The 14,838-nt window shown below is 66.0% G+C and carries 15 protein-coding genes; 8 read left to right on the forward strand and 7 right to left on the reverse strand.

All coding sequences use genetic code 11. The annotated features are described in order from the left end of the window. The first annotated feature begins 42 nt into the window (after positions 1–42). From ABLE86_RS22180 to ABLE86_RS22195, 4 genes are read left to right on the forward strand one after another with little or no spacing between them, the layout of a single operon-like run. Positions 43–906 carry a branched-chain amino acid ABC transporter permease gene (locus tag ABLE86_RS22180; protein ID WP_348781164.1) on the forward strand — a complete coding sequence of 288 codons (864 nt, stop codon included), beginning with the start codon at positions 43–45 and terminating at the stop codon, positions 904–906. Next, positions 906–1,910, forward strand: coding sequence for a branched-chain amino acid ABC transporter permease (locus ABLE86_RS22185; RefSeq protein WP_348781165.1), 1,005 nt, complete (start codon positions 906–908; stop codon positions 1,908–1,910). The genes ABLE86_RS22180 and ABLE86_RS22185 overlap by 1 nt, the downstream gene beginning before the upstream one ends. Then, complete coding sequence (locus tag ABLE86_RS22190; RefSeq protein ID WP_348781166.1) at positions 1,907–2,671, forward strand: ABC transporter ATP-binding protein; 765 nt, start codon at positions 1,907–1,909, stop codon at positions 2,669–2,671. The genes ABLE86_RS22185 and ABLE86_RS22190 overlap by 4 nt, the downstream gene beginning before the upstream one ends. Then, the gene (locus tag ABLE86_RS22195) at positions 2,652–3,368 is read left to right on the forward strand and encodes an ABC transporter ATP-binding protein (RefSeq protein ID WP_348781167.1); all 717 of its coding nucleotides are present in this window, start codon (positions 2,652–2,654) and stop codon (positions 3,366–3,368) included. The genes ABLE86_RS22190 and ABLE86_RS22195 overlap by 20 nt, the downstream gene beginning before the upstream one ends. A gap of 303 nt (positions 3,369–3,671) precedes the next feature. Here ABLE86_RS22195 and ABLE86_RS22200 read toward each other — a convergent pair whose 3' ends face one another. Then, positions 3,672–4,442, reverse strand: coding sequence for an IclR family transcriptional regulator C-terminal domain-containing protein (locus ABLE86_RS22200; protein ID WP_348781168.1), 771 nt, complete (start codon positions 4,440–4,442; stop codon positions 3,672–3,674). A gap of 202 nt (positions 4,443–4,644) precedes the next feature. On the opposite strand from ABLE86_RS22200, the gene ABLE86_RS22205 reads away from it, so the two are divergent. Genes ABLE86_RS22205 through pcaF form a run of 3 tightly spaced genes read left to right on the forward strand, consistent with a single transcriptional unit; the run spans position 4,645 to position 7,243 of the window. Then, a complete protein-coding gene (locus ABLE86_RS22205; RefSeq protein ID WP_348781169.1) occupies positions 4,645–5,361 on the forward strand; it encodes a 3-oxoacid CoA-transferase subunit A in 717 nt (238 codons plus the stop codon). Continuing rightward, positions 5,361–6,032 carry a 3-oxoacid CoA-transferase subunit B gene (locus ABLE86_RS22210; protein ID WP_348781170.1) on the forward strand — a complete coding sequence of 224 codons (672 nt, stop codon included), beginning with the start codon at positions 5,361–5,363 and terminating at the stop codon, positions 6,030–6,032. Before ABLE86_RS22205 ends, ABLE86_RS22210 begins: the two co-directional genes overlap by 1 nt. Positions 6,033–6,034: 2 nt before the next feature. Further along, a complete protein-coding gene (pcaF, locus tag ABLE86_RS22215) occupies positions 6,035–7,243 on the forward strand; it encodes a 3-oxoadipyl-CoA thiolase (protein WP_348781171.1) in 1,209 nt (402 codons plus the stop codon). Between the two features lie 99 nt (positions 7,244–7,342). Here the strand turns inward: pcaF and ugpC are convergent, their stop codons facing one another. The 5 genes from ugpC to ABLE86_RS22240 form a co-directional block, all read right to left on the reverse strand. Further along, positions 7,343–8,416: a sn-glycerol-3-phosphate ABC transporter ATP-binding protein UgpC gene (gene ugpC, locus ABLE86_RS22220; protein ID WP_348781172.1), complete on the reverse strand. Its 1,074-nt coding sequence runs from the start codon at positions 8,414–8,416 to the stop codon at positions 7,343–7,345. Positions 8,417–8,455: 39 nt separating this feature from the next. Further along, positions 8,456–9,478 (reverse strand): SIS domain-containing protein, encoded by a 1,023-nt coding sequence (locus ABLE86_RS22225; protein ID WP_348781173.1) that lies wholly within the window; start codon positions 9,476–9,478, stop codon positions 8,456–8,458. After that, entirely contained in the window at positions 9,475–10,320 is an 846-nt protein-coding gene (locus tag ABLE86_RS22230) for a carbohydrate ABC transporter permease (RefSeq protein ID WP_348781174.1), read from the reverse strand. Before ABLE86_RS22230 ends, ABLE86_RS22225 begins: the two co-directional genes overlap by 4 nt. Next, complete coding sequence (locus tag ABLE86_RS22235; protein ID WP_348781175.1) at positions 10,320–11,201, reverse strand: sugar ABC transporter permease; 882 nt, start codon at positions 11,199–11,201, stop codon at positions 10,320–10,322. Before ABLE86_RS22235 ends, ABLE86_RS22230 begins: the two co-directional genes overlap by 1 nt. A 109-nt stretch (positions 11,202–11,310) precedes the next feature. Further along, on the reverse strand, positions 11,311–12,549 hold the full coding sequence (locus tag ABLE86_RS22240) for an extracellular solute-binding protein (RefSeq protein ID WP_348781176.1): 1,239 nt from the start codon (positions 12,547–12,549) through the stop codon (positions 11,311–11,313). Positions 12,550–12,779: 230 nt separating this feature from the next. Between ABLE86_RS22240 and ABLE86_RS22245 the strand changes: the two genes are divergently transcribed. Then, the gene (locus ABLE86_RS22245) at positions 12,780–14,021 is read left to right on the forward strand and encodes an ROK family transcriptional regulator (RefSeq protein ID WP_348781177.1); all 1,242 of its coding nucleotides are present in this window, start codon (positions 12,780–12,782) and stop codon (positions 14,019–14,021) included. A 12-nt stretch (positions 14,022–14,033) separates the two neighbouring features. Here the strand turns inward: ABLE86_RS22245 and ABLE86_RS22250 are convergent, their stop codons facing one another. Then, positions 14,034–14,564: a hypothetical protein gene (locus tag ABLE86_RS22250; protein WP_348781178.1), complete on the reverse strand. Its 531-nt coding sequence runs from the start codon at positions 14,562–14,564 to the stop codon at positions 14,034–14,036. Between the last annotated feature and the right edge of the window lie 274 nt (positions 14,565–14,838).

Below are 14,838 nucleotides of genomic sequence, written 5' to 3' on the forward strand. Positions count from 1 at the left end.
CGGTGGCCGCGTGCGGCTTCCGGGCGCTTGCCGGATAGAGCCATGCAAACCGTTTTCAGCGTTGGGACCGACGCCCTTGCCTATGGCATGGTGCTGTTCGTCATCTCGATCGGACTGTCCGTGACCATGGGCCTGATGCGCGTGGTCAATCTTGCCCATGGCGCCTTTGCCATGATCGGCGGCTACATCGCCTCCTACGCCGCCCACACTCTGGGCCTGGGCTATGCCGTGGCGATCCTGATCGCCGTGGTGGGCACCATCCTCATCGCCATCCCCGTCGAGCGGCTGCTCTACCGCCGGATCTACGGCGCGCCGGAGCTGACGCAGGTGCTGATGACCATCGGCATCACCTTCTGCGTCATCGGCCTTGCCAATTATGTGTTCGGCCCGACGCTGAAGACGATCCCGCTGCCCGAGACGCTGCGCGGGCCGGTGGATCTCGGCTTCCGCTCCATCGCCGCGCACAAGCTGTTTGCCATCGCCTGCGGCGTGGTCGTGGCCGGCGGGCTCTGGTTCCTGATCGAAAAGACCGCCTTCGGCGTGAAGCTGCGCGCATCCGTCGACAATGCGGCAATGGCCGCGTCGCTCGGCGTGCGCACCAAGATCGTCTATGCCGTCAGCTTCGCGGTCGCGGTCGGGCTCGCCGCCTTTGGCGGCATCGTCGGCGCCGAGCTCTTGCCGATCGAACCCTATTACGCGCTGCGCTACATGGTGACGTTCCTCGTCGTGGTCTCGGTCGGCGGCGCAGGCTCCATTCCCGGCGCGCTGCTGGCCTGTGTCCTGCTCGGCACCATCGACACGACCGGCCGCTACCTGTTGCCGGAATATGGCGAGTTCTTCTTCTATCTCGCGGTGATCGCAATCGTCTGCATCTTCCCGCGCGGACTTCTGGGCAGGAAGAAATAATGGCCGCGATTGAAACCACTTCTGCGACGGGCAGGGCGGCGACCGCCCCCAACTGGCTGCTGCGCGATCTCGCGGGCCTTGCCATCATCCTGGTCGTTGCGGCGATCGGCTTTCTGCTGTTCCCCGACAATCTGGCGCTGCTGACGCGCATCGTGGCCATTGCGCTGCTGGTGCTGTCGCTCGATCTCGTCACCGGCTATTGCGGCGTCGGCACGCTCGGCCACGCGGCGCTGTTCGGGGCAGGGGCCTACGCGGCCGGCATTGCCGCGGCGCATTTTGAAATCACCGACCCGATCGCCATGGTCGCCATTGGCGCGGTGGGCGGCGCGGTGGCCGGTCTGGTCTCCGGTGCGGTGATCCTGCGCGGCCACGGGCTGGCGCAGCTCGTGCTTTCCATTGCCGTCGTCCATCTCTTCCACGAGATCGCCAACAAGGCGTCGGACTGGACCGGAGGCAGCGACGGCCTTGCCGGCATCTCGCCCGATCCGGTGTTCGGCGTCTTCGAGTTCGACCTCTGGGGTCACACCGCCTATGGCTTCGGCATCGCGTTGCTGGTCATCGTCTTCATGCTGCTGCGGCTTCTGGTGCGCTCGCCCTTCGGCATGCTGTGCCGCGGCATCAAGGAAGACCCGATCCGCGTCAGCGCCATGGGCGCTTCGGTGAACGGCATGCTGATGCGCATGTATGTCATCTCCGGCGCGGTGGCCGGCATCGGCGGCGCGCTCAACGCCATCTCCACCCAGGTGGTGGGCCTCGACAGCCTGAGCTTCACCACCTCGGCGGATTCGCTGGTGATGCTGGTGCTGGGCGGCACAGGCTCGCTCTATGGCGCGCTGATCGGCACCGTCACCTTCATGTGGTTCGAGGATTTCGTCTCGGCCGCCAATCCCTTCCATTGGCTGACCATCGTCGGCGCGCTGCTGATCGCGGTGGTGCTGTTTGCGCCCAAGGGCCTCTACGGCACCGCGGCGCAGCTTCTGAACCGCTACCGGAGGCAGGCATGAGCGCGGTCTTCCAGGTCCAGAACCTGAAAAAATCCTTCGGCGGCCTTGCGGTCACGCAGGACGTCTCGATCTCCATGGCGCCGGGCGACCGGGTGGCGCTGATCGGACCCAACGGCGCCGGCAAGACCACCTTCGTCAACCTGGTGACGGGGCACCTGCAGCCGGATTCCGGCAAGGTGACGCTGGGCGGCGCAGACGTGACTTCGCTGGCCCCCACCAAGCGCGTGCAGCAGGGGCTGGTGCGCTCCTTCCAGGTGACGCGGCTGTTTGCCGACATGACGCCGGAAGAGCATGTCGCGTTGGCGGTACTGCAGCGCACGGGCCGCACGGGCAGGCTGCTCGGCAATTTCCACGCCATGCCGGACGTGATGGCCGAGGTGCACGAACTTCTGCACACGCTGGGCATCGACCATATCGCGACCCGCAGGGTAAGCGAGATCGCCTATGGCCAGCAGCGCCTGCTCGAGATCGCGCTGGCGCTGGCGCTCAAGCCCAAGGTGCTGCTGCTCGACGAGCCCGCCGCCGGCGTGCCGCAGAGCGACACCCCGCGCATCGAGGCGGCCCTTGCCGGCCTGCCTTCCGACCTCGCCGTGCTGATGATCGAGCACGACATGGACCTCGTTTTCCGCTTCGCCAAGCGCGTCGTCGTGCTTGCCGCCGGCGCCATCATCTTCGACGGTTCGCCGCAGGATGTGACCAAGGATGCCCGCGTGCGCGAAGCCTATCTCGGAAACTACGCCAATGACCGCAGCGCTGCTTGAAGTCACCGATCTCAGCGCCGGCTACGGCCCGACGCGCGTGCTGGAAGGCATCAGCTTCTCGGTTGCCGCCGGCTCGCGCCTTGCCGTGCTGGGCCGCAACGGCATGGGCAAGACCACGCTGTTTGCGACCATTGCCGGCCAGACCAAGCGCTATGGCGGCACGATCCGCCTGGGCGGCAGCGAACTGACCGGCATGGAAAGCGCCTCTCGCGCCCGTTCCGGTCTCGGCTACGTTCCGCAGGCGCGCTGCATATTCCCCTCGCTCACCGTCGAGGAAAACCTGTTCGTGGGCCTCAAGGACCGCGACCGCTCGGCGATCGAGGAAGCCTACGACATGTTCCCGCGGCTGAAGGAGCGCCGGAAAAATCTCGGCTCGCAGCTTTCAGGCGGCGAGCAGCAGATGCTTTCCACCGCCCGCACCATTCTCGGCAAGCCGACGGTGCTTCTGCTGGACGAGCCGCTGGAAGGGCTGGCGCCGGTCATCTGCGAGGAACTGATGGCGGCGTTCTCCAAGCTGGCCTCCAGCGGCGACATGACCATCCTGCTGGTGGAGCAGCGCATCCAGAGCGCACTCGACTTCGCCGACCACGCCATCATCCTCGAGCGCGGCCGCGTCGCCTGGTCGGGCACGCCGGGAGAACTTTCCGCGCAGCCGGAGGTGGTGGAACGGTTGCTGGGCGTGGGCGGGCTGCACTAACGGCGCAGATCGGGGAGGGGGCCTCGCGGCAGCGCGCGGCCTTGCCTCCCTTGAGGGCTCTCACATAGAATTCGACCCCCACTCCGGTTTGCTTCGCAAACCACAATGCCGGGGCGAGCCACAGGTCTCGCCCGTCCTTCGGACCCCCCGATCGACGGGGGAGAGGAAACGCCGGCCGCAACCTTGGCACCCTTCCTCTCCCCTTTTGAGGGGGAGAGGTGCCGAGCGTAGCGAGGCGGAGTGGGGGTAGGTCGCAGCATCTGCGATTGTGCGATTGCACCGCCCGCGGCAAAGCTCCGGCACTCACTGCACAAAAAAATCCTCGATCCGCGCCGCCGTCTGCTTCAGCAGCGGCAGGAAATCGCGCTCCATTTCGGCAACGGAATGACGTGCGGATTGGGTGGAGACATTGATGGCGGCGACGATTGCGCCAGAGCGGTCGCGCAGCGGCACCGCAATCGAGCGCATTCCGATTTCCAGCTCCTCGTCGACCACGGCGTACCCTTCCCGACCAGCATTGGCGACGGCCTCGGCAATCCGTTTCGGATCCGTAAGCGTCTTTGCGGTCTTGGGGGCAGGGGAGATGCGGGCGAGAAAAGCGTCGAGTTCCTCGGCCTTCAGGCCCGACAGCAGAACACGACCCATCGCCGTGCAATAGGCCGGCAGATGCGCGCCGACATGCAGCTCCAGGCTGACGATGCGCGGGCCGGCGACGCGTGCCACATAGACGACATCGTCGCCGGATAGAATTGTGGCCGAGCAGGATTCCTGCAACGCAGCCGCCGTCTGGCGCATGAAGGGCTCGGCGAACGCCCAAAGCGAGGTTCCCTGCAGCCAGGTGCGCGCGACAGAGAGCAAGCGCGGCGAAAGCGAAAACTGCCGGCCGGTCTGCGTGGCATAGCCGGCGGCAACCAGGGTGAGCAGGAAGCGCCGCGCGCCGGCACGCGTCAGCCCTGCCTTTTCGGCCGTTTCGGTGAGCGTCAGCCCGGCCGGATGCGCGGCGAGGATTTCCATGACGCCGAGCCCGCGCTCCAGCGAATTTACATGGTCTCTCGAGGCAGCTTCATCGGACATGGGCAATGCCTTCCATGGGCGCAACCGCGGGCCGCGCCGAATATTGACTCTTCAGTGATGATCATGGCAAAGTATCGCATACAAAACAAATGTTCGCAATGCGAACTTTCATAGCCAGGGCGGCAGGCTGTAAACAAGGTGGTCGCCAATGGTTTCTCGCTGCGGCCGTGACGGCCGCCAGTCAGGATGGGTGAGAGCAACGATGAACAAGATCAGTCCAAGCTTGGAGGATGCGGTCGCCGACATCCAGGACGGCATGGTGGTGATGATTGGCGGCTTCGGCGGGGCGGGCGCGCCGATCGAGCTCATCCATGCGCTGGTCGAGCGATACAAGAAGACCGGATCGCCGGGCCGGCTTACGGTGGTGAACAACAATGCCGGCAATGGCGCGGTGGGCATCGCGGCCATGATCTATGCGGGCATGGTCGCCAAGATGGTCTGCTCGTTCCCCCGCTCGTCGGACCCGCGCGCTTTCACGGAAAAATATCTCGCCGGCGAAATCGAGCTGGAGCTGGTGCCGCAGGGCACGCTGGCCGAGCGCATCCGCGCCGGCGGCGCGGGCATCCCCGCCTTCTACACGCCGACGAGTTTTGGCACGCTGGTTGCCGAAGGCAAGCCGGTGGCTGAATTCGAGGGCCGGAAATACGTCCAGGAGCGCTGGCTGAAGGCGGATGTTGCCCTGATCAAGGCCGAGCTGGCCGACCGCAAGGGCAACCTGACCTACCACATGGCGGCGCGGAATTTCTCGCCGCTGATGGCGACGGCGGCCGCGACCACGATCGTGCAGGCAAGCCGCGTACTTGAGCCGGGCGGGATCGACCCCGAGCATGTCGTGACGCCGGGCATATTCGTGAAGCGGATCGTGGAAGTTCCGAACCCGAAACAGGAAGAAGCTCTGTTGCGCGAGGTGACCAAGTGATGGCTGTAAAACTGACCAACGCGCAGATCGCATGGCGTGCGGCGCAGGACATTCCCGACGGCGCCTATGTGAACCTCGGCATCGGCTTTCCCGAGATGGTCGCCAAGTTCAAGCCCGAAGGGCGCGAGGTGATCTATCACACCGAGAACGGCATTCTCGATTTCGGCGAGGCCCCGCCCGCCGGCCAGGAAGACTGGGACCTGATCAACGCCGGCAAGAAGGCCGTGACCCTCAACCCGGGCGCCTCCTTCTTCCATCATGCCGACAGTTTTGCCATGGTGCGCGGCGGCCATCTGGATGTCGCCATCCTGGGCGCCTATGAGGTTGCCGAAAACGGCGATCTGGCGAACTGGAGCACGGGCCCCGGCTCGGTGCCGGCCGTGGGCGGCGCGATGGATCTTGTCCACGGCGCCAAGCGGGTCTGCGTCATCACCGACCACACCACCAAGGACGGACGGCCGAAGCTGCTGAAGCAGTGCCGGCTGCCGCTGACCGGCGTCGGCTGCGTCACCACGGTCTATACCAGCCTTGCCGTGCTCGACATCGTCAACTCGCGCTTCGTTCTTCGGGAAAAACTGCCGAGCATCAGCCTCGACGAACTGCAGGCCTTGACCGAAGCCACGCTGGTGGTCGAAGGCAGCGTCAAAGATCTTGTCGTTCCGGAGGTTTGAACATGGCTGACGCCTATATCTGCGACTATATCCGCACGCCGATCGGCCGTTTCGGCGGCTCGCTGTCCTCGGTGCGCGCCGACGACCTCGGCGCGGTACCGCTGAAGGCGCTGGTCGAGCGCAATGCGTCGATCGACTGGGCAGCCGTGGACGACGTGATCTATGGCTGCGCCAATCAGGCGGGCGAGGACAACCGCAACGTGGCGCGCATGTCGCTGCTGCTGGCCGGCCTGCCCATCGAAGTACCGGGCACGACGATGAACCGCCTCTGCGGCTCGGGCATGGATGCCGTCATCACCGCCGCCCGCGCCATCAAGGCCGGCGAAGCCGAGCTGATGATCGCCGGCGGCGTGGAGTCGATGAGCCGCGCGCCCTTCGTCATGCCCAAGGCTGATACCGCCTTCTCGCGCAATGCCGAGATCTACGACACCACCATCGGCTGGCGCTTCATCAACCCGCTGATGAAGAAGCAGTATGGCGTCGATTCCATGCCGGAGACCGGCGAGAACGTGGCCGAGGATTTTTCCATCAGCCGCGCCGACCAGGACGCCTTTGCCGCGCGCAGCCAGGCCAAGGCCGTGGCAGCGCAGGAAAACGGCCGCTTGGCGAAGGAAATCACGCCGGTGATGATCCCGCAGCGCAAGGGTGATCCGGTGGTCGTTGCCAAGGATGAGCATCCGCGCGCCGGCACGACCGTCGAGACGCTGGCCAAGCTGGGAACGCCCTTCAAGAAGGAAGGCGGAACGGTGACGGCGGGCAATGCCTCGGGCGTCAATGATGGTGCTGCGGCCCTCATCGTCGCTTCGGAAGCGGCGATCAAGAAATATGGCCTGACGCCGATCGCGCGCATCGTCGGGGGCGCCACCGCTGGCGTTGCCCCGCGCATCATGGGCATGGGCCCGGCGCCGGCGACCAAGAAGCTGTGCGCGCGGCTCGGCATCAAGCCGTCCGACTTCGACGTCATCGAGCTCAACGAAGCATTCGCCTCCCAAGGCATCGCCGTGCTCCGCGACCTCGGCATTGCCGAGGATGCGGAGCACGTGAACCCGAATGGCGGCGCGATTGCGCTGGGCCATCCGCTCGGCATGTCGGGCGCGCGCATTTCGGGCACGGCGGCACTGGAGCTGAAGGCGCGCGGCGGCAAGCTGGCGCTCGCCACCATGTGCATCGGCGTCGGCCAGGGCATCGCGATCGCGCTCGAGCGCGTCTGAGCCGAAACGTAACACCGCATGTTTGAAAGGCCCGGCATCGCTGATGCCGGGCCTTTTTCTTTGCGCAGGTCCTGCGCGAACCGCTGGATTGCCGGCGCGCTACAGCCGCCTTTCCGTTTCCTTGTCGAAGACGTGCAAGGCGTCCGTGTCGAGTGCGAAGCGGCGGCGCGTGCCGGGCTGGATGTCGGACTTCGGCGACAGGCTGGCGGTGATGCGCTGCAACCCGACGGTCGCGCTGACGACCAGTTCCGGGCCGGTCAGTTCCACCACCTCGACATCCGCCTCAAGCGTCGGGCCTTCGCCGTCCGAGGCAAGCCGCAGGTTTTCCGGGCGGATGCCCAGCACCAGCTTCTGGTCGGGCCTTGCTTTGGCGGCGGTTTCGGCGGGCAGCGAGATGGCGACGTCCGAGCCCTGGATCCGGGCAACGCCGTCGGCAGTGCGGGCGTCCAGCATGTTCATCGACGGCGAGCCGACGAAGCCGGCAACATAAAGCGTGGCCGGGCGCTCGTAGATTTCGGCCGGCGTGGCAAGCTGCTCGATCTGGCCGTTGCGCATGATCGCGATGCGGGTGGCGAGCGTCATCGCCTCGATCTGGTCGTGGGTGACGTAGACCACGGTCGTGCCAAGCATCTGGTGCAGACGCTTCAGCTCGGTGCGCATTTCCATGCGCAGCTTGGCGTCGAGATTGGACAGCGGCTCGTCGAACAGGAACACCTGCGGGTCGCGCACCAGGGCGCGGCCGATGGCGACGCGCTGGCGCTGGCCGCCGGAAAGCTCGGAGGGCCGGCGCTCGAGCAGGTTTTCGATCTGCAGGATCTTTGCGGCCTTCTTCACCGCCTCCTCGCGCTCGGCCGCCGGGACCTTGCGCATTTCCAGGCCGAAGCCGATGTTCCGCGCCACCGACATGTTGGGGTAGAGCGCATAGGACTGGAACACCATGGCGATGTCGCGGTCCTTGGGGTGCACGCCGACGACGGAGCGTCCGTCGATGCGCACGTCGCCGCCGGTGGGTTCGGCGAGGCCGGCAATGATGTTGAGCAGGGTGGACTTGCCGCAGCCGGAGGGCCCGAGCAGGACCAGAAACTCGCCGCTTTCCAGCGACAGGTCGATGCCCTTCAGCGTGTCGACCGTGCCGTAGCGCTTGCGCACGCCGATGATGTCCAGCGCGCTCAACGGCCTTCTCCGGCGGTGGTGAGGTATCGGGTCATGAGACTACTCGACCTTGGTGATCTTGGAGGAACGCACCGGCGTTCCGACATCGGCCACGCGCGCGGAGGCGAAGGCCAGCATGAAGCGCTGGGCGGCCGGCAGCAAGGCGAAGATGGCGGCGGCGCCGGAGGCGGCGTCGATCTTCACGGTTTCGGTGCCGGCAACCGGCGCTTCGCCGGAGGCGTCGAACACGACCACGGGCGAGCCGGCTTGCGCTGCCGAAGCGGCCATGCGCGCGACGAGCTCGGAGGTGGCGTCTGCAGCGCGGAACAGCACCACGCCGACATTTTGGCCCAGCATCTCCATGGGCCCGTGGCGCAACTGGCCGCCTTCGAGCGAGAAGCAGGGCACGCGCGACAGCTCGGTGAGGCCGAGCGCGATGGCTTCGGCAACGCCTTGCGCGCGGCGGCCGGAAGTGACGATGGCCGAGACATTGGCGAGCGAGGCGGCGGCCGCGGCGACCGAGACGGCGGACGGATTTTTCAGGACTTCCAGCGCCTGCGTGGGGTCGGCGCCAAGCTCGGCCAGCACGGCCAGGTGCAGCGCGAAGCTGATGGTCAGGCTGCGCGTGGCGGCAAAGGCTTTTTCCTCCCCGCCGACACCGACGAGGCATGGGACCGTTCTGGCGAGCGTCGAGTTGCCGTCGAGCGTCAGGCCGAAGGTGTTTTCCGGCACGCCGGCCTCGGCGAACCAGCGCAGCACCTCCGCGCTCTCGCCCGATTGCGAGGTGACGAGCACGGTGCGCCCGGAAAGCTGCAGCGGCTGGCCGAGCTGTTCCGACAGCGGGACGGCGACGGCATCGATGCCGAGGTCGCGGTAAAGCGGCTCGACCGCGCGGCCGACGGCATGCGAGCCGCCCATGCCGAGCAGCAGCAGGCGGCCGGTGGCGCGCAGCGCCTCGGCGATTCTGTGCGCGACCGGCTTTGCCGCCTCGTAGGAGGCGAGAGAGTCGGCATTTTGCCGGGCCATTTCGTGTTCGATTGCGACAAGGCCCGCCGGGCGTAGGTTCTGTACCGTCACTGTCATCCCTTGACGCCGCCCTGTGTCAGCCCCGAGATCAGGGCGCGCTGCATGAAGAGCCCGATCAGCACCGGCGGCAAGGCGGCAAGCACGCCGGCGGTCGCGATCAGGCCGTAGTCGGAGACCCTGCCGCCGGCGAGGTCGGCGATCGCCACCGTCAGGGTCTTCGCCCTGAGGTCGGAGGTGAAGAGCAGGGCATAGAAGAATTCGTCCCACGCCAGCAGGAAGGCAAACAGCGCGGCGGTGGCCATCACCGGTGCTGCCAGCGGCAGGGTGATGAGCCGCAGGATCTGGTCGAGGCGGGCGCCGTCCATCATGGCGGCACTTTCGATCTCGCGCGGGATGGCGTCAAAGCCGGATTTCAGCAGCCAGGTGGTGAAGGGCGCGAGGATGGTGAGATAGACCAGCGCCAGGCCGTAGACGGTGTTGAGCAGGCCGAGTGCGGCGAGGCCCATGTAGAGCGGCACGGCCAGCGCCACCGGCGGCAGCATGTAGGTGCCAATCACCGCATAGAGCGACGTCCCCACCTTGGGCGTGCGCGACACGGCCCAGGCGGCCGGAATGGCAACCAGCAGCGCGGCAACAGTCGCCATGCTTGCGACGCGCAGGCTGTTGAACAGCGCGGCCACGAAGGCCGCACCTTCGGTGTTGCCGACGGCGGTCAGCAGCCGGCGATAGCGCGACAGGTCGACGGTCTCGGGCCACCAGTGCAGCGGCTTTGCAGTGAGGTCGGCGGTGGAGGAAATGCTCATCACGAACAGCCACACGACGGGCGCGAGGATGACCGCGGCCAGAAGGATGGCGCAGGCGTAGACGAGGATGGTGGCGGAAAGGCTGCGGCGTTCCATCAACTGGCTCCCGCGGTTCTGCGGATGACCGCGGCGTAAATCACCGCAAGCACAGTGACCAGCAAGGTCACCATCAGCGCCAGCGATGCGCCGGACCCCGCGCGCTGGAACGAAAACGCCTCCTGATAGACGAGGATCGACAGCGTGCGCGTCGAGTTGGCAGGGCCGCCGCGCGTCATCACCCAGATGATGTCGAACACCTTGAAGGCCTCGATGGTGCGCAGCACCAGCGCCACCATCAGCGGGCCGGCGAGATAGGGCAGGATGACGAAGCGGAAGCGCGACCAGGCGCCGGCGCCGTCGACCATGGAGGCGGCGGTGATGTCGCGCGGCACGGCCTGCAATGCGGCAAGCGCGATCAGCGCCACGAGGGGAAAATTCTTCCAGGTGTCGGCGAGGATCAGCGCGGCAAGCGCGGTGCCGGGCTCGCCGAGCCAGGAGCGGTAGGCGTCGATGAGGCCGATCTGGGTGAGCGCTGCATTGAGCGCGCCATATTCGGGATTGTAGATCAGCCGCCACAGCGTGGCGTTCACCACGGTGGGCAGCGCCCAGGGCAGGATCATCAGCGCGCGCAGAACGGTGCGGCCGTAGAATTGCTGGTTGAGCAGCAAGGCGGCGCCGACGCCCACCACCATCTCGGCCGCCACCGAAATGACCGCGAACCATGTGGTGGTGACGAGCGTGCGCTGGAAGCCGGAATTCGACAGCATCTTAACGTAATTGTCGATGCCGACGAAATTGCCCGAGGTGCCGACCAGCTTGGCGTCTGTGAAGGAGAGCCGCACCGTGTCCACCAGCGGCCAGCCGATGACGGCGACCATGACGATGAGCAGGGGCAGCATCAGGAGCCATGCGCGCGTGCTGATCCAGGTGCTGGACATGAGGCGGACCTGACCGAACCCTTGGAAAAATCACTTGCCTGCCGCCGGCCGGGCCGAGCCGCGGAAAGCCACGGGCGGCGCCGGATGGGCGCCGCCCGCGATACTTTTATCAGAGACCGCTGTTTTCAGCCGCCGAGTTCAGGGCGTCTTCCGGCTTGGCCTGGCCAAGCAGGGCTTCCTGGATGGCGATCTGCAGCGCGGTCGACAGTTCCTGGTACTTCGGCGTGGTCGGGCGCGGATACATGGCGCCCAGCGCCACCTTGGCAGCGGCGATCATGTCTTCCTGGCCCTCGCTGACGGCCGGATCGTCATAGGACGAGGTCCAGATCGGCAGGCTGAGCTTGGCGTAGGCGTTCTGGGTCGCCTGCGAGGTCATGAACTCGATGTACTTCCAGGCTTCGTCCTGATGCTTGCTGGTGGTGGTGATGCCAAGGCCCATCGAGCCGTTGACGGCCGAAACCTCGCTCTTGCCATCGACGCCCGGGGCGGGCACGACGCCGACCTTGCCGGCCACCTTGCTCTCCTTGGGGTCGTTGGCCATGTTGTACATGTAGGTCCAGTTCAGGGCGAAGGCGGCCTCGCCGTTCTGGAATACGCGGCGCACGTCCTCCTCGAGGAATTCCTTCGAGTTGGGGTTGGTGAGGCCGGCGGAATAGGACTCGACCATGTAGTTCAGCGCGTCCAGCCCGCCATCGGTCTGGAAGGCCGGCTTGCCGTCCTTCAGGAAGTCGCCCTTATAGGCGCTGACCAGCGTGGTGTAGTCGCAGATCACGGCCTCGGCCTGCGCCCAGCTCCAGGAGATCGGCGTTTCGAGGATGCCCTTGTCCTTGATGATCTTGGCCTGCTCGGCGAGCTCGGCCCAGGTCTTCGGCGGGTTCTGGATGCCGGCCTTCTCGAGGATTTCCTTGTTGTAGAAGAGGTACTTGGTGTCGAGGATCCACGGCAGGCCGAAGCGCTTGCCCTCATATTCCACCGTGGTCCAGGCGCCCGGCAGCACGCCTTCCTTCATTTCGGGCGTGATGCGGTCGGAGATGTCGAGCAGCACGTTGTTGGTGGCGAATTCGGCCGGCCAGATGACGTCGAACAGCACGACGTCGTAGCCGCCGCCGGAGCCCTGCGCCAGCACGGTCTTGTCGTGCAGGCCTTCATAGGGCACGAATTCCAGATTGACGGTCACGTCCGGATTGGCCTTGGTGAAGGCCTCCGTCATGGCGCGCACGTCGTCTTCGCTATAGGCGGCCTGCGCCATGAAGAGCGCATTGAGCTTGGTTTCGGCATGCGCGATGCCGCCCATTCCGATGCCGAAAAGGGTTGCGCCGAGCAGCGCCGTCTTGATCGATTTCAACATTGTTTCCTCCACCACCTTGCTGTGTAGCTTGCCGGGTCCAGTTTTGACCAACGCCACGCCCGGATGCAAGCAAACCGCAATGCCGTGCGGCACGCCATCGGCGCCTCGCCGGCCGGGGAAGCTCGGGCGCTGACCGCCCTCCAGGCGCAAAAACGTTGTGCCTTTTCATTAAATCAATTGTCTTGAAATATTCCTTGTTCAATATTGGGAACCTGTCAAGAGGGATGTCGATGGACGATACACGGCATATCCGGGCGAAAAGCGGGACCAATCTCGGCGGCGCCAGCGCGCATAACCGCAGGGTGATGATAGACGCCTTGCGGGTAAACGGGGCGCTGTCGCGCGCCGACCTGGCGCGGGCGACGCGGCTGACGCCGCAGACCGTTTCCAACATCATCGAGGAGCTTTCGCGCGACGGGCTGGTGCGGTCGCTCGACACGGTGCGCAAGGGCAGGGGACAGCCGGCCACGCCTTATGGGCTGGTGCCCGAAGGCGCCTTCGCCATCGGCCTGCAGATCGACCGGCATGTGACGCGGGCGATCGTGGTCAATCTGGTCGGCGAGGTGCTGGCCCGGATGGAAGCCAACCTTCCCCCCGGCGGCCCGGCCGAGGGCGTGAAGGTCGTGCTCGACCTCATCGCCTGGGCGCGCAAGGCGCTGTCGGATCGTATGCCGCAAGCGGAGGAGCGGCTGGTGGGCCTCAGCATCGCCATGCCCGGCCCGTTCGGCATCAGCGCGCCCTATGGCGAACCGTGGGCGATGACGGCCTGGCAGGCCTTTCCGCTGCTGGAAACCATCGCGGCCCGAACCGGGCTGGAGGTGGTGCTGCAGAACGACGCCGCGGCCGCGTCGACGGCGGAGAAGATGCTGGGGGCGGCCCACGGCGTGGACCACGCCATCTGCATCTTCCTTGGCTACGGGCTCGGGGCAGGGCTGATCGTGAACGGCGAGCTTTATGGCGGGGCCTATGGCAATGCCGGCGAGATCGGCATGATGCTGGCGCTGTCGCCCGACGAAGGCGGCGGCGCGGGCTCGCTGGAAACCTTCGCCTCCATCGCCTCCCTGTGCAAGGCGCTGGATCTCGACCCTTCCGACGCGAAGCTGTTCGAGCTGATTGCCGACGCGGTGGCGCGGGCCGACCCGCGGGCCGAGGACTGGATCGGCAAGGCCGCCGAGCGGCTGCGCCGGACGGTGCAGATGCTGGAATCGATCTTCGATCCGCAGACCATCATCCTGTGCGGTGGCGCGCCGCGCTCGCTGATCGACCGTCTGATCGAGCGCATGCAGCCCTTGCTGCCGTCGGTCTCCGAGCGGGCCGGGCGCTTTCCCGAGGCGCGGCTGCAGCCGGGCCTGGCCGACCCCTGGGCGGTGGCGCTGGGGGCTGCGGCCGAGCCGATCTCGCGCGCCTTCGATCCGCGCTTTTCGGCGATCCTCAAGGAGCGCCCGGCTTCGGGGCACATGTTTCGCGCCTGAGAGGCCATTGCATCAGTCCGGGCCATGGCTTGACGTGTCGGTCACGCGGGCGGTGCGGATGAACAGTGCCTGCACCTTCTCCCAGAAATTGCCGCCCAGCACGAAAATGCCCGCCACGAAAACGAGATCGCCGGCAAGCTGGTATTCCCATCTGTTGGGCCTGAGCCCGGGCCAGAAATAGTCGACATACGGCTCGAGCAACGACCAGGTGAGCGGCACCCAGAACATGACCAGCCCGATGGCATGGCGCACCGGCCCGACCGGCGGCACCGCATGCAGGCGCGGGAAAAAGCCGACGAGAATGTCCTTCAACTGCTTGAACCCGGCCTTGCCGACGAGCGCGATGATCAGGACCAGCAGGATCTTGTTTATGATGAAGACGCCGCCCGTGTACGCCGCCAGGGTGGACGGCCGCAGTCCAGAAGCCGCAAGGAACGGGATGCTTAGCACCAGCCCGACAGCCACGACGAACAGCGCCATGCCGCAGCCGAAGCGCCAGCCAATGGCTGCCTGACCCCGCATGGACGGCCGCATCTCTGCCATCGTTCAATCCCTCACGCGAGATCGATGCGCAAAATATATCGTCAGCCGGGGCGTCTTTGCCAGAGGCGCGGGGGTGGTTGCTGGTTCAGGCCGGTCCGGTAGCCGGAGCTGCGGCAGGAAGTTCCATAACAACTCTTATGTGATTTTCGGCTGTAGCCGCAAAGTTAGAATGTCCTGAATCTGCAAAGTAAGAATGTCACACTCCCCGCGTTTGAGACGTGGGGGTTGCGGATGGGACTGGTTGCGATGAGCGAGCGTGATCTGCAGCGGATCG

The organism is Mesorhizobium sp. KR2-14, from assembly GCF_040049255.1.
In the GTDB taxonomy this organism is placed as follows: Bacteria; Pseudomonadota; Alphaproteobacteria; order Rhizobiales; family Rhizobiaceae; genus Pseudaminobacter.